Below are 15,064 nucleotides of genomic sequence, written 5' to 3'. Positions count from 1 at the left end.
AATTAACCTATAAACAAACCTTAACCTCATTATTTATCATTAAACAATTTACTACTATGAAAAAAAATTACATTTTAAATTTATTATCCCTAAGTCTATTATTACTAAGCGGAGCTTCTGTTTTTGCACAATCTGTAGAGACTTTTGAAGATGAATCTTTTAACTCCTCTTCTTTTACAGATAACGGACAAACATTTACAGTATCCAGTCCAACAACTGGAGAAAACTATGACATCTATGATTGTCCTGGTTGTGGATGGAATGGTTCTGCACCAGATGCCAAATTTCTAGACAACTCAGATGGCGTCAGCAATAATGGAAATAACAACGGTAGTGGTTTTACTATTTCTACAGGAAGCGTTGAAATTGGAGTAACTTCTTTTTACTTATATTGTGCTACAAATAGTCTTGGTGCACATTCTGGAACTTTAACTGTTTCAGGTTACAAAGCCGGAGTTATGCAATATACCTTTACAAAAAATTCTGGTTTTTCAAATGTTGCAACTTTAACTCCTTTTAACGGATTTACTTTTATCGATTTAGCGATAGAAGGTGGTGTTAATAACACTCAAAAAAGAATAGATCAATTGGTGATTACAAGTACTGGTAATCTAGATTATATGGCATTAGATGCATTTTCATGGGCTCCAGAAAACACACTATCTGTAGACAACAGCTTATTGGCATCGCAAATTCAAGTGTACCCAAACCCATCTTCAAAATTTATAAAAATCTCGGACTTAAATACCGAGACGACCTATTCTATTTATAACATTCTTGGAAATAAAATAACACAAGGAAGCGCAACTAAAAATACAGCGATTGATATTCAAAACTTTGCTAACGGATTATACTTTCTTCATTTTGAAAATGGCATTATCAAAAAATTCATAAAAAAATAAGCAGTAAGGCATTCGGTTCATTTACTATAAAAAGCTCCTTTTAAGGGGCTTTTTTTATGCCTTATATTTGGCATTATGGGAAACCGTAAGATTTAATAAACAGACTATTGTACCTTGCTTGCGTTAAGAAAACATACGTAGTACTACGTATGTTTTCTTTGTAGGAAAAGTTGTAGGTTTGTTACCTATTGATAAAAAGAATGATTACTGCCTACAATTAACTTATCAATACAAAAAAGACCTAATATTAGGCATAACCCAAATCTATTTTTAATGAAAAAAATTATTTTATCCTTTGCTATTATCACATTATTTGCATCTTGTAGAACAAGTCTACATGTTGGTGGCTACAACCAATTAAACCAAACACAAACGGTATTATCCAGTTCTAACTTTAATGTACTAGGTAGTTTTACAGGAACCGCTACCACAAAAATAAAAACAGGTAATATTACTAACAAAGAAGGTATTATCGCGCAAGCCAAAGCAAAATTATTAGAAAATGCAAAAGCTGCAGGTGTAGAATTAACAGGAAGCAGAACTTTAGTTAATGTAACTATTGATATCATTGAAACTAAAAAAAGAATCAATGCAACCATGTCTGCCGAAATCATAGAGTTTAAATAACATATAATTTTCCTAAAGAAAAACCCACCTTTTGGTGGTTTTATATACTTTTTATTACCATTATGGAAAATCGTAAAACAGAATAAATAGGCCTGTTGCAACTTCGTTTTCTTAATGAAACATACGCACTACGTATGTTTTACACGTAGGAAACGTTATATGTTTTTTAAACATAATCTTACAATTTATGAGAAATATAAATTTCACCAAAAGTTGATATATTTTCGGATTATATGTCATAAAAGTTGCTGTAAAACACGTTAGACACAATAAAAAAACCAAATCAAAAACATGAAAATAGCTATATTATTATTAATACTTATTCTTACCAGTTGTAATAGTAATTCTCAAAACACTGACATTATATTAACAGGAAAAATAGGGGGATTTGATGCCGAAATATCTTTAAAAAAAGAAGGCGATTTTTTTAAAGGTGTATTCAGGTATGTAACGATAAATAAAAAACAGATTAATCTACAAGGACAAATAGAAAGTAATGAATTAAGATTATCTGAATTTAATGATAAAAACGAAATAACAGGTTTTTTTAATGGAAACTATAAAAATGATGAATACCATGGGAAATGGAGTGGTGTAAATGGGGAAAAACAAATTCCTTTTCATTTTAGTAAAAACAAAGAATTAGGAGTTTTTGAATTAAAAAGTAAAGAGCTGTTAAGAACATATTTTGAAGCAAAAGAATATAAAACAGATAGTATTGCAACTTATATCACGAAGGATGATGCATATGAAATTGAATTCCACAAATTTGAAAACTATACTTTAGAAGGTAAACAATATTCTTTAGCCATATTTGGTAATTACCCATTATATAATTATTTCGGTGAAGGTGATTTTGACAGAGGAATGACCACAGCAACAATAGGAGACTCTGCATTTAGTATCATAAAATTTGTAAAAGAAGGTAATAATTGGGTTTTTGTAAATATTTTTAAAAAATTCGAAGGAGGAGTAACTCTACTTGATCACTTACCCAAAATTAAACAAATTGGAAATTTCACCTTTTTGGAGCTTAATAGTACACATGAAGCGGCAGGATTTCAACAAAAATCAACAAGACTTCTTAATATTATAAATTTTCAAGAATCTTTAGGTATATATTCTGATGCTAATCAAGCTATAGATGGTACGGACGTAGATAAATTTATAAAAGAAAGGAATAATGAAGCTGACTATGAATTTTCGAAATCGTGGTGGGCTTCTAATGTTATGATTAAATTTACTACACAAAATGAAAAACTTCTTTGTATTGCAGATTATATTTACGGAAAATTTGATGAGAAAAAGAACAAATTTGTAAAGGAAGAAACAACTATAATATATACGTATAATGAAGATACTATGGAATTTGTAGAACTAAAATAACGGTGTATAAAATTTATCGATAGCGAGAACCTTCTCAACATAAAAAAACCACCTCTTTTGGTGGTTTTTTTATGCCAATTATATACCGTTACGGAAAACCGTAAGGTTTAATAAACAGAGGGTTGTAACTTGGTTTTATAAAACAAATATACGTAGAACTACGTATTTTATTTGCGTAGGGAAAATTGCAGGTTTGCTTAACGTGACCTTACAATATATGATTATTAGTAAACTTATTATAACCTGATACATTTACGGGCTATAAGAAATTAAAGTTACGATATAACACGTCACCTACCATATTGACAAAAATCGAGGTAAATATGAAAAGTAAAAAATAAAAAAAATAAGTGAAAAGTTTGTAATTGGACTAAACTCTGATAAAGATTTACAAACTCTAATCAATTAACTAACGCTGAATTTATATCTTATAAGCAAAAAATTAATTTTATGAAATCAAAAGGAGTAGCTTACTTATTATGGTTTTTTCTTGGGATATTTTCTGCCCATAGATTTTACCTTGGAAAAGTTGGAAGTGGAATTCTGTATTTATTAACAGGACAATTATTCGGAATCGGATGGATAATTGACCTTTTTATTCTTGGAGGAATGGTTGATAAATACAATTTAATGAACGGATTTATTGGGCCAAACAGAGGAAATGTAAATCAAAATGTTGTCGTAAATGTTACTGCTCCAGCGCAGCCAACACCTGCTCCTGTTCAAGCGGAAAAAAAAACAGCTGAATAAAAATACGATACCTAACACCACATATAATTAATGGCTAGTTCGAGCCTAATTTAAAAAACCACCGCTTTCCAGGTGGTTTTTTTATGCCTAATATGCGCCATTATGGAAAACCGTAATATTTAATACATATACTGTTGTAACTTGCTTTTACTAAACAAATATACTTAGAACTACGTATTTTATTTGCGTAAGAAAAATTATAGGTTTGCTAAACATGACTTTACAATGCATAAGTAATAGAAAACGTATTATAACCAGATATATTTTCGGGCTATGAGTAATAAAAGTTACTATAAAATACGTTAGCAAATATTAAAAACAGCGATACGGAAAACCGTAATAAAAATAGAAAAAATCAGATTATTATTGTCAATCCTACAAAATCAAAAAACATTCAGAATTATCTATAAAAAAAACCAACAAACTATGAAAATATTAAAATTACTTACAACTCTAACAATAAGCTCAATTTTATTAATTAGCTGTAATTCAAAAAATGGAGATAAAAAAACAGTAGAAAAAGAAACATTAGAACAAGAAACGCTAAAAACACCTTCTATCGACAAAGAATTTATTACTCTAAACTCTATACAAATAGGCGATAATATAGGAGAACATAATAACTTCTTGCTTTCTAAAGACCAAGACAACTTTTTCGATATTTATGTTAATAAAGAAAAAACTACAATAAATAAACTTGAAGGAAATATAAAACTTTTTGTTTCAAATTCTATTATTGAAAAAATTGAATTTAATAGTGGAGATAGTTTTATGGGATCAACAAGTGTTGCAGGCACCCTTTTTGACGCAATGCTTGAACAAAGAAAAAACTGGGTTCGAGATGCTATGCTTAACTACAACATTTCTGAATGGGATGACTCAAGAAAAATATCACAATATGTAAAGCAAGACTTTTTACATCAATATGATTTGGAAAGAATTGAAATGTTAGGTGTGCAAATGGGTTGGAATATGTCATATGTAATAACATCTAAAGATGCAGAGATCAAAGAACTGCAAGGAAAAAAAAGAAACCTTAATTTTGGTTCAACTAAAGAAAAAAAAGAAGTAAAGAACAAAACAACCGAGAATAAAGAAAACGAAAAAGAAGTTGAATTTGTTGAAAAACCTAAAAAGGATAAAAAACAAATTTTTTTTACAATCTCAGTTGATAATTTAAGAGTTAGAACAAGTCCTGAATTAGACAGTGAAAAAATAGAAAATTTAGCTATCGGAAGTGAAGTTGAGTTTCTTGAAAAATCAAATAACCAAACAACTGTAACAATTAAGAATAATGAAATTACAGAATATTGGTATAAAGTAAAAACACCAAGTGGAAAAATTGGATGGATTCACGGTTGTTGTTTTGATAAATAATTTAAGATGTATAAGATAATAATATCGTTTTCATTATTAGTTTTTTTTGTTTCTTGTAAAAAAGAAATTTCTAAAGAAATATCAAAACCAAAAGAAGCTATAACTCAAAATGAAATAATAGTTAAACCAGTTTATAATTATACAAAAGATTTTGTTTTAGGCAAGTTCGATTATAAAAGTGATAGCACTTTCGTTAAAATAAACTCTAATCATTCATCCAAAGGGATTTATCTAAATAAAGAAGTCTACACAGCTTTTAAAGAAATGTATACTTCAGCAAAAAAAAATGGAATTAATCTAATGATAGTTTCAGGTACAAGAAATTTTTATGAACAAAAATCTATTTGGGAAAGAAAATGGGATAAATATAAAAACTTAGAACATTTAGAAAGAGCTAGAAAGATTTTAGAATATAGTTCTATGCCAACAACATCCAGACATCATTGGGGAACTGATATGGATTTAATTAATTTAAATAATTCATATTTTGAAAAAGGAAAAGGAAAAGAGGAATATGAATGGCTATTAAAATACGCAAATGATTTTGGTTTTTATCAAGTATATACAAATAAAGAAAATGGACGAACTGGTTATAATTTAGAAAAATGGCATTGGTCATACTTACCTTTAGCAAGTAGATATTTAAATTACTACAATGAAAATATTACTTATTCAGATATAAGTGATTTTAAAGGCTCTGAATTAGCTGAAAAAGCGAAAATGATAACGGAATATGTTAATGGAATTTCATTGAAATCAAAGGCCTTTGAATAAATAACATTTGCTAACATTGTATATAAAAAATTGCTATTTTGTGCTTAACCTATGTGAGTTGCTTTGTTTGCTAGCTTCTGATTTTCCTGCGGAAAATCCTCGCATACAAACCCGCAACTATTTTTATAAAAAACCGTTGTAACACATATGAAAAAAACTTCACTTCCAATTTTGATTACTTTAATTGTCTTCTCTTTTTATAGCATTAAAGGTATGGCTCAAGAAGAAAAGCCTATTCTTTATGACTTTGCGGATAAAATCAACACTGAACAACTGAACTTTATCAAAAAAAACTATAACTGGAATAATGAAAAATTATTAATAATAAATTATAGTCAACCTATTTCTAGTTGTCATTTTGATAATAACAAAATTACATCTGATAGCAAAAAATGGTGGAGAGATTTTTATTCCAAAATAAATACTGAGGATTGTTTAAATATTAAAGTTCTTTCCAATGGAGAGCTAGTGAAAAGAAAATTAGATAACATCAAATACTTTGATGATAAGAACGATTTTCTTTTAAATAATTTTTTTAGTAGAAAAAAATCCTGTTTTGGAGTATTGGTTCTGAACGAACAAGGGGATTATATTCAGTATAATGGGCATTACTCTGAAAGGCAAGTTGCTAAATTCATTGAAAATCTAAAAGTTTAAATACGTGTTACAACTCCGCATATAATTAATTACCAGATTCTAGCCTACTTAAGAAAACCCTTGAATAAAAATAAAAACCACCTCTTTTGGTGGTTTTTTTAGGCCTTTTATGTACCGTTGTGCGTCAGCTGACAGACCAATAAAAATTGAACTAAAATTCAATCTTTTAGATATTTACGAACAAAAAAACAAAGTGGAATTTTAATCGGAATGGTAAAATCATAACGCTGGATTTTTTTACTCTTTCGGAAAATTAAGCTGGATTTTAGGCTTAACGAAAATCAGTTTTTCGCATCGGAAATTTCTGAATAAAAAGCAGAAACTCAAAACATATGGAAAAAACGGAATTTAATTCGGAGATTTTTTTTAGAATTTTAAGTAAAAAATATTAAATTTAAATAACACAAAATTACGTAGATGAATATTAAGAATTTTATACTAATTTCTTTTCTGACTTTAACTGTTATTTATTCATACGGACAAACAGAACAAGACAGTATAAGTACGATACAAAAAGTCGAAAAAACGACTAAAGTTCAACAATTAGAAGTTCCGATTTATAAAATAATTCCAACTGAAAATACTTGGGCTTTACTTAAATTGAACACCCGAAATGGAAAAATATGGCAAGTACATTTTTCTATATCCAATGGCTTTGAGGGCGAATTATCCCTAAATCCATATTCACTTGTATTGCCAGATAAAGAAATAAACGGCAGATTTGCACTTTATCCTACACCAAATATGTACAATTTCATATTACTTGACCAAATAGACGGAACGACTTGGAAAGTACAATGGAATAACGAACGAGATAAGAGATTTATAAGGCGTATTGAGTAAATCGGATTAATTAAATATAAAAAAGCCGAACGCACAACACTGTATATAATTTATTGCTTAGTTCTAGCCTACATAAGAAAACCCTTGAATAAAAATAAAAACCATCTCTTTTGGTGGTTTTTTTATGCCTTTTATATACCGTTACGGGAAACCGTAAGGTTAAAAAAACAGAGGGATGTAACTTAGATTTATAAAACAAATATACGTAGAACTACGTATTTCATATACGTAGGAAAAATGGTAGGTTTGTTAGACGTGTAAGCCGAAACTTAGTATAACCTGATTTATTATGGGGATAATAATAAAAGTAGGCATATAACACGTTGTGTCCAATATCAGAAAAACCTTGAAATGAAAATTGACATTCACGTACATACAAGAAAAGTAAAGTCTGGTGATGCACCGACAAGAAACATAGAAAAAGAAAAGTTTGTCAAAATACTGAGCGATACTGAAGTTAATATTTTAGCAATTACCAACCATAACCATTTTGATGCTAAACAATATGAAGAGTTTAGAGATGGAGTTGAAAGTCTTTGTCAAATATGGCCAGGAATTGAACTTGATGTTTTTGAAAATGGAAAAAGATCTCATCTAATAGTTATATGTAATCCGAAAAACCACCAAGCTTTTGATAATGCCGTAAGTGAAATATTAGATAAAAAAAATCCAGATATTTTTACAATTTCATTAAAAGAAACCGTAGAAAAATTTGACGTATTAGATTGTATTTACATTGCACACTACTTCGTAAAAAAACCAAATTTAGGAGATAAGGAAATAGAAATTCTAATTGATCTAGTATCAAATCCCAAACGTATTTTAAAAGAAGCAACTAACTCAATATCGGCTGGAATATACATAAGTCACGGACATAATTCTATTTATGGCTCAGATGTACAAGACTGGGATAATTATATAGAACAATCACAAAATTTACCTGAGCTTAGACTTCCCGTTGAGAGTTTCGAACAATTCTGTCTTTTACTTGAAAAAGATGAAGCAACAATAAGTACTATTTTAGATAAAAAATCTAAGGAAAGTATTGAACTATTTCCTTTTAATAGCGACCCATTTGAGAAAATAATTTTAGATATCTACTCTGATATCAACATTCTTTTTGGAAGTAAAGGAACGGGTAAAACAGACATACTAGAGTCTCTTTCTAAACATTACAACAGCAAAGGACATAAAACTTCTGTTTATAAATCAAATGATAATCATTTAAACTCTGTATTTGATATTAAAGGCAATTCATTCAATTGTGATGCGTCTGATTTTGGACTTGAAAATTGTATTGATGAAATAAAATTCCTTAAAGAAGTTACTGAAGAGAAAGTAACCACTTTAAACAAATATGATTTACATTTTTCATTTCAAGAAACAAATAAAATTTCTCAAAAGTTAAAAATCAAGAATATTACTCAAGCAGATGAAGCTAAATCTGAAAGAATACTTGAAGAAATAACTGATATTCTAGACAATTTCAAGACATTTAAGGATTATATAAATGAAAACTCAGATATACCTAAATATGTTGATGTTAAATTAATAACTGAACTTGGAAATATTCTTGAAAAAATACTTGTGCAACTTAAAGAAGGTACAGAACAAAACTTTATAGAAAACAAAAGTATCAAGTTACTTAATGGGATTATTTCTTGTTTCAATAATGAAATTGCAAAAAAGACTAATCAACCACCAAAACCAACAAGAACAGGTTTCTTAGAATATTCCAGAAATCGTATTAAAATAGAAAGAGCATCCAAAAAGATTATTAAAATAATAAACCAATCTATAAATCCAATTGAAGAATATGCTGGCAGTCTAGGAGAAAAAGGGGAGTTAATATGTAAAACAAATTTGTTTTTTCAGAATGGTTCATTTTCAAACGGAGATTATACTGCTGTGAAAAATGTCTATAAAACACCTCAAAAGGAATTTGCAAATGCAATCATTTCTATTTCAAAATATATTCATTCAAATGAGTTGTTTTTAAAAATCACAGAATTAAATGAGATAGAAAATATTAGTACAATTAACTCACTTAGCGAATTGCTATTAAAATACAAACATTTTACGCTGAACGGAACAATTTACAGCCCTTCAAATGGAGAGTCTTCAATGATTCTATTACATAAAGAATTAGCAGACGATAAGGATATTTACTTAATTGACGAACCAGAAAAAAGTCTTGGAAATGATTATATTAATGATGTAATAGTACCTTTAATAAAAGAAAAAGCACTTCTTGCAAAAAAGGTTATAATTGCAACACACGATGCAAATATTGCTGTTAGAACATTACCATATAATTCAATTTACAGGCTTCAAGACAAAGGGAAAGGATTTACTCTAACAGGTAATCCATTTTCAAACTCATTAAATTGTATTTATGGTTCAAGACCAAGTCTTGATTGGAAAGAAATTAGTATGAAAACATTAGAAGGAGGAAAAGCAGCCTTTGGAGAAAGAGGAAAAATATATGGAAACTAAAAAAGCAACTATTAAAAGGGAGGAACCTCATACTTATTTGGTTCTTGAAGTTGGAGAAAATCCAATCCAAATTAATTTAACAGATGACAACCCAAATAACGTCAAATCAGCATTTAATTTAATTTTAAAAGAATTAAAAAAAGGGTTATTTGAATTTGTTCTAGAGGACAAAAGTTCAGATTTATATAACAATATTTGTGTTGAATATTTAAATCAGCTAAATACGGAAATCAAATCTATTCATACTGAATTAGAAGAATATGAATTAACTGATAAAGAATAAAATACTGGGCACAACACCGTATAAAAATAATTGCGGTTTAGTGCTTAACCAAAGGTCGTTGCGTGTTTGTAACGTATGATTTTCCTGCGTCAAATCCTCGCTCGCAAAAACGCAACTCTTTTTATACAAAACCGTTCTGGTTAATGCTCCGCTACGCTCGCATTAACCAGAACCCGACGAGGGCTTCGCCCGAGTTCTTGTTGATTGCAAAGCTTCGCTTCGCACTAAACAAGAACTCTTGGTTTTAAGTCATTTTAGTCTTGCAGATATTTTTAATATCTTTCAGACTAAAACAACTCAAAACCCTCGTCGGGTTACCAATCATCCTCATCTTCATTCAATATTTTAATGATTGTTTCTTGAAAAGAAGAAATATTAATCTCTACATCATCAAACAATAAATTTTTATCCTTATTCATTTTCTTTCTATGATATTGGTCAAGTGATATTTTTGGAACATCTAAAGGGATTTTTGTGGTGGACCAAAAACTACTCATTCCTGAAGAATAATTATGTCCACCTAATCCAAAAGAACTAATTTTAATCTGAAGCGGAATGAGAAAAAAGTTTGTTGCCTTAAATTTTATTTTACCATCTTTAATATTGATTTTTAAATCATAAAGACAATTATATTCATCTGTTTTAAAAAAAACCAATGCATGCTTTCTTAATCTAACTTCAAATTTACCAACTGCATAAATTTCATTCTCATCAAAGTATAACAATGAGTAATCTGATATTTTCAATACTTTTATTAATCTTTTATGTAATTCTGCCCTGGAAATTCCTTTAAAATCAAGAATCTCTTCAAAATATACACTTTCGTTTTCATCGATTTTATAATTGTTATCCTGAGCTGACAAATTTGGAATAACAAATAACATAAACATAAATAATGATAAATATCTCATAGAATTATAGTTATTTAAATTCAAAGGTATCCTCATTAGAATTATTAAATTGATAATTTACAACACTATATAACTTTAACAAACTACGTACAACATCCCTATAAAACAAATTATTACTAAACCCCCAAAACATTTACAATTCCCTTAACATTTCCCCCCCTTCCCTATTCCCAAAAAATAACTAACTTGTCCCAACAAATTATGACAAGCGTTATTATGCAAAAAAGACAACATGTATTCGGGTTCTTTGCCCTCTTATTTTTAGCAATTACCATTGGTTTTGCACAAGAAAAAACGGTTCCTGTTTTTAAAGACGGTGAAGCACAAATAGTACCCGGTTTTAGTGATTATAAAGATTGGATTCGTCAGGATCTTTGGGTAGAAACTACCTTTAATACAGACGGAGACGATACACTAGACAGAATGCACGTTGCCGTGACTAGACCAAAACAAACCGATACCGAAGGTTTAAAATTACCGGTAGTGTATGTTTCTAGTCCGTATTTTGCAGGTGTTGCAGCAGATCTTCCTGGTGTGATGTGGGATGTAGAACACGAACTTGGGGAAACCGCAAAAGAGCGTGTACATCCAGAAGTGGTACGACTAGGAAAACGTCCAATCATTTCCAACTCCCATCTTAAAAAATGGGTACCTCGTGGGTATATCGTGGTACATTCGTCTTCTCCAGGAACAGGATTATCACAAGGTAGTCCAACGGTTGGCGGACAAAATGAATCGCTAGCACCAAAAGCCGTTATCGAATGGTTAAATGGTCGTGCAAAAGGATACACCACACCAGACGGCAACGAAGAAGTAAAAGCAACTTGGTCTACCGGAAAAGTAGGTATGACAGGAACATCGTACAACGGAACGATTCCACTTGCTGCTGCTACAACCGGCGTGGAAGGTCTTGAAGCTATTATTCCTATTGCGCCAAATACTTCCTATTATCATTATTATAGATCCAACGGATTGGTGCGTTCTCCAGGTGGTTACTTAGGAGAAGATATTGATGTGTTATATGATTTTATTCATAGTGGTGACGAAAGTAAGCGTCCGTATAACAACAAAACCGTTAGAGATACCGAAATGAAAAATGGTATGGACCGAATTACGGGTGATTATAATAAATTTTGGGAAGGACGTGATTATTTAAATCAGATGACCAACATGAAAGCGGCTTTATTAATGTCGCATGGTTTTAATGATTGGAATGTGATGCCAGAACATAGCAATCGTATTTACCAAAAAGCGAAAGAAATGGGATTAGATACCCAAGTATATTACCATCAAAACGGACATGGTGGACCTCCTCCAATGACGATGATGAACCGTTGGTTTACGCATTATTTACATGGCATAGATAATGGTGTGGAAAAGGATGCACAAGCTTGGATTGTTAGAGAAAATGACAAACAAGATAATCCTACTCCGTATCAAGCATATCCAAATCCGGAAGCAAAAAATGTAACGCTTTATTTACAAGAAGGTGGAAACAAAACAGGTGCTTTAACGTGGAATAAACAAAAAGAAAAAGCAAAAAACTTAGGATCGATTCATGCTCCAAAAACAAAACCTAAAACGGAAACTTTTGTAGATGATTTTAATATCTCTGGAAAAGAACATGCACAAGCTTTAAAATCGGAAAACAGATTATTATATGTAACGCCTATATTAAAATCGGAACTACATCTTTCTGGAGAAAGCGAAATTACCATTAGCGTTGCAAGTAGTAAATCTGCAGCAAATTTATCGGTTTGGATGGTTTCCCTTCCGTGGAAAGAAGACACGAAGTTGATTACCGATAATATTATTACTCGTGGTTGGGCAGATCCACAAAACTCGAAATCCATATCCGAAAGTGAAGCTTTAAAACCTGGAGCATTCTACGATTTAAAATTTAAATTACAACCAGACGATCAAATCATTCCTGCTGGACAACAAATAGGTTTAGTGATATTCTCTAGTGATAAAGAATTTACGCTACACCCAAAACCAGGAACAGAAGTCACTATCGACTTAAATAAAACAAACATTTCCATTCCAGTAGTTGGAGGAATGAATGCATTACTAAAAGCGACAAAATAATATGCTCGGACTTAAATTAGAAACAGATCCTCGTTGGGTAAATATTGCAGAATCGAACCTAGAAGATATTCTTGTCGATCATGCGTGGTGTGAACAAAAAGCAGCAACCAATGCGATTAAATTGGTATCGCTAAATCCGCAACATGTGGATTTAGTGACCGATCTTTTAGTCATTGCACAAGAAGAATTAGAGCACTTTCAAATGGTGCATAATATTATTAAAGAACGTGGTTATACTCTAGGTCCAGTAAAAAAAGACGCGTATGTCAATGAGCTGGCTAAATTTATAATGAAAGGCGGCAACCGAAACCAACAATTGGTAGATAGACTCTTATTTTCGGCAATGATTGAAGCAAGAAGTTGCGAACGTTTTAGGCTTTTATCGACCACAATGAAAGACCAAGAACTCGCCAAGTTCTATCATGATCTTATGGTTAGTGAAGCGGGACATTACACGACTTTTATTGGTTTTGCAAGAAAATATGGTGCTGGTGTGGATGTAGAAAAACGCTGGCAAGAATTTTTAGATTTTGAAGGCGAACTGATTAAAAGTTATGGTAAAAGCGAAACCATTCACGGCTAATTTCTGGTAACCAAGCACCTTTTGAAACTCTCCTTTTCCGATAGAAAAAAATGTATACTATTTGCCCTTAAAAAACATGTAGGGCTTTTTGGTATTTGGTTGGTTTTCGTTTTATTTGGAAGTGCTTTTGCTTATCTAGGAAGTCATGTGGAAGAAAATAAATTCGGATTTATGCTTTTCGGATTTGCTTTTATCATACTAAGTACAGCGTTCATGCTCTATGTACTTCCTTCTAGCATCCTGTATTATTATGAACAAGCACTCACTAAAAAACACGGAAGCTACACCACAGCAAAAGTGACCAATAAAAGAGTGGATGATTATTCGCATACTACAAGTGCTTTCCATGGCGGAAAATCTAAAAAGGTAGCCGAATTTCTTTACGTAATAGCATTTGAATTTACTTACAACCATAAAACATATGCCTCGGAATGCTTTTTGGAGCACCAAACTACTTTTGATGCGATTCCCTTAGGAACCGAATTACCGATTCAGTTTTTAAAAACCAATCCGAATAAAATAACCTTACGAAGACGCAAGCTTGCCAACCAATTGGGTATAAAAGCGAATCTGTGTGATTAGCAGACTTCCTGAAAAAGACACTTCACGCATTGAAAAGTAGCTTTTACGAATTGTCGGTTTCAAAACCCCTTTAAGATATATAGGTTTGATGTATACTAACAGTAACATCTTATATCATGAAAAATCAAATCCACGTAAACATTACAACCCCTTGCTCTGAAGATTTTCAGAAATTTTCACCAACTGCAAAAGGAGGTTTTTGCGATTCTTGCGAAAAAGAAGTCATCGACTTTACCAAAATGAATGCTTCAGAAATCATCGCGTATTTTAAAACTAGAGAAACAGAAAACACCTGCGGAAGATTTAATAGCAACCAATTAACTTCTTATCCATACCAACCAGAAAAAAGTAAAATCAGAAATATTTTAAGTGGTATTGGATTAGCGTGTCTTGCTATTTTCAGTATGACTTCTGCACAAGCACAAGACATTAAAAAAATAGAAGCTACAGGAAATCCTTCCGAAATAAATACCATAGACCAACAACAAGAAATAGAAATAAAAGGAACTATTTTAGACGAAAACGGTTTGGCATTACCTTCTGCAAATGTTATTTTACAAAACACAACAATTGGTACGACTACTAATTTTGATGGTTATTTTATCTTTCCTAAAAAACTAAAAAAAGGAGATGTTTTATTAATTAGTTATCTAGGCTACCAAACACAAAAAGTAGTTATTAGCAATCAAAATGCTACTTCAGAAATCAATTTACAAATAGATATGTCTATGCCTACAGTTGTGCTTATGGGAAAGGTTGCATCTAAAAAAGTGTATGCTTCAAAAAGAAAATAAACCCATAGCAT

15 protein-coding genes are annotated in these 15,064 nt (G+C 30.8%); 14 read left to right on the top strand and 1 reads right to left on the bottom strand.

Features of this window, described 5'->3' with window-relative positions:
• Positions 1 to 56 precede the first annotated feature (56 nt).
• The 10 genes from AMD28_RS16275 to AMD28_RS16230 all read left to right on the top strand — a co-directional run bounded on the left by AMD28_RS16275 (position 57) and on the right by AMD28_RS16230 (position 10,095).
• The gene (locus tag AMD28_RS16275; protein ID WP_055445205.1) at positions 57 to 902 is read left to right on the top strand and encodes a T9SS type A sorting domain-containing protein; all 846 of its coding nucleotides are present in this window, start codon (positions 57 to 59) and stop codon (positions 900 to 902) included.
• A 273-nt stretch (positions 903 to 1,175) separates the two neighbouring features.
• Positions 1,176 to 1,529, top strand: a complete 354-nt coding sequence (locus AMD28_RS16270) for a DUF6567 family protein (protein ID WP_055445204.1) — start codon at positions 1,176 to 1,178, stop codon at positions 1,527 to 1,529.
• Between the two features lie 291 nt (positions 1,530 to 1,820).
• The gene (locus AMD28_RS16265; protein WP_055445203.1) at positions 1,821 to 2,915 is read left to right on the top strand and encodes a hypothetical protein; all 1,095 of its coding nucleotides are present in this window, start codon (positions 1,821 to 1,823) and stop codon (positions 2,913 to 2,915) included.
• 450 nt (positions 2,916 to 3,365) lie between these two features.
• Positions 3,366 to 3,665: a TM2 domain-containing protein gene (locus tag AMD28_RS16260; protein WP_055445202.1), complete on the top strand. Its 300-nt coding sequence runs from the start codon at positions 3,366 to 3,368 to the stop codon at positions 3,663 to 3,665.
• A gap of 426 nt (positions 3,666 to 4,091) precedes the next feature.
• Positions 4,092 to 5,042, top strand: a complete 951-nt coding sequence (locus tag AMD28_RS16255) for an SH3 domain-containing protein (RefSeq protein WP_055445201.1) — start codon at positions 4,092 to 4,094, stop codon at positions 5,040 to 5,042.
• A gap of 6 nt (positions 5,043 to 5,048) precedes the next feature.
• Positions 5,049 to 5,816: a M15 family metallopeptidase gene (locus tag AMD28_RS16250; RefSeq protein ID WP_055445200.1), complete on the top strand. Its 768-nt coding sequence runs from the start codon at positions 5,049 to 5,051 to the stop codon at positions 5,814 to 5,816.
• A 147-nt stretch (positions 5,817 to 5,963) separates the two neighbouring features.
• Positions 5,964 to 6,473, top strand: coding sequence for a hypothetical protein (locus tag AMD28_RS16245; protein WP_055445199.1), 510 nt, complete (start codon positions 5,964 to 5,966; stop codon positions 6,471 to 6,473).
• Positions 6,474 to 6,890: 417 nt separating this feature from the next.
• A complete protein-coding gene (locus AMD28_RS16240; RefSeq protein ID WP_055445198.1) occupies positions 6,891 to 7,316 on the top strand; it encodes a hypothetical protein in 426 nt (141 codons plus the stop codon).
• Between the two features lie 351 nt (positions 7,317 to 7,667).
• Positions 7,668 to 9,812 (top strand): hypothetical protein, encoded by a 2,145-nt coding sequence (locus AMD28_RS16235; RefSeq protein ID WP_055445197.1) that lies wholly within the window; start codon positions 7,668 to 7,670, stop codon positions 9,810 to 9,812.
• Positions 9,802 to 10,095, top strand: a complete 294-nt coding sequence (locus tag AMD28_RS16230) for a hypothetical protein (RefSeq protein ID WP_055445196.1) — start codon at positions 9,802 to 9,804, stop codon at positions 10,093 to 10,095. The genes AMD28_RS16235 and AMD28_RS16230 overlap by 11 nt, the downstream gene beginning before the upstream one ends.
• Before the next feature lie 314 nt (positions 10,096 to 10,409).
• On the opposite strand, the gene AMD28_RS16225 is transcribed toward AMD28_RS16230, so the two are convergent.
• The gene (locus tag AMD28_RS16225; protein ID WP_055445195.1) at positions 10,410 to 11,006 is read right to left on the bottom strand and encodes a DUF4468 domain-containing protein; all 597 of its coding nucleotides are present in this window, start codon (positions 11,004 to 11,006) and stop codon (positions 10,410 to 10,412) included.
• Positions 11,007 to 11,222: 216 nt separating this feature from the next.
• On the opposite strand from AMD28_RS16225, the gene AMD28_RS16220 reads away from it, so the two are divergent.
• The 4 genes from AMD28_RS16220 (at position 11,223) to AMD28_RS16205 (ending at position 15,053) form a co-directional block, all read left to right on the top strand.
• Complete coding sequence (locus AMD28_RS16220) at positions 11,223 to 13,094, top strand: Xaa-Pro dipeptidyl-peptidase (RefSeq protein ID WP_055445380.1); 1,872 nt, start codon at positions 11,223 to 11,225, stop codon at positions 13,092 to 13,094.
• Between the two features lies 1 nt (position 13,095).
• On the top strand, positions 13,096 to 13,677 hold the full coding sequence (locus tag AMD28_RS16215; protein WP_055445194.1) for a MiaE family protein: 582 nt from the start codon (positions 13,096 to 13,098) through the stop codon (positions 13,675 to 13,677).
• Between the two features lie 21 nt (positions 13,678 to 13,698).
• The gene (locus tag AMD28_RS16210; RefSeq protein ID WP_152975638.1) at positions 13,699 to 14,259 is read left to right on the top strand and encodes a hypothetical protein; all 561 of its coding nucleotides are present in this window, start codon (positions 13,699 to 13,701) and stop codon (positions 14,257 to 14,259) included.
• 116 nt (positions 14,260 to 14,375) lie between these two features.
• Positions 14,376 to 15,053: a carboxypeptidase-like regulatory domain-containing protein gene (locus AMD28_RS16205; protein WP_055445192.1), complete on the top strand. Its 678-nt coding sequence runs from the start codon at positions 14,376 to 14,378 to the stop codon at positions 15,051 to 15,053.
• The last annotated feature ends 11 nt before the right edge of the window (positions 15,054 to 15,064 follow it).

The organism is Lacinutrix himadriensis (assembly GCF_001418105.1).
GTDB lineage: Bacteria > Bacteroidota > Bacteroidia > Flavobacteriales > Flavobacteriaceae > Oceanihabitans > Oceanihabitans himadriense.
The sequence above is the reverse complement of the archived record's forward strand: the minus strand, read 5'-3'. Positions and strand labels throughout refer to the sequence as shown.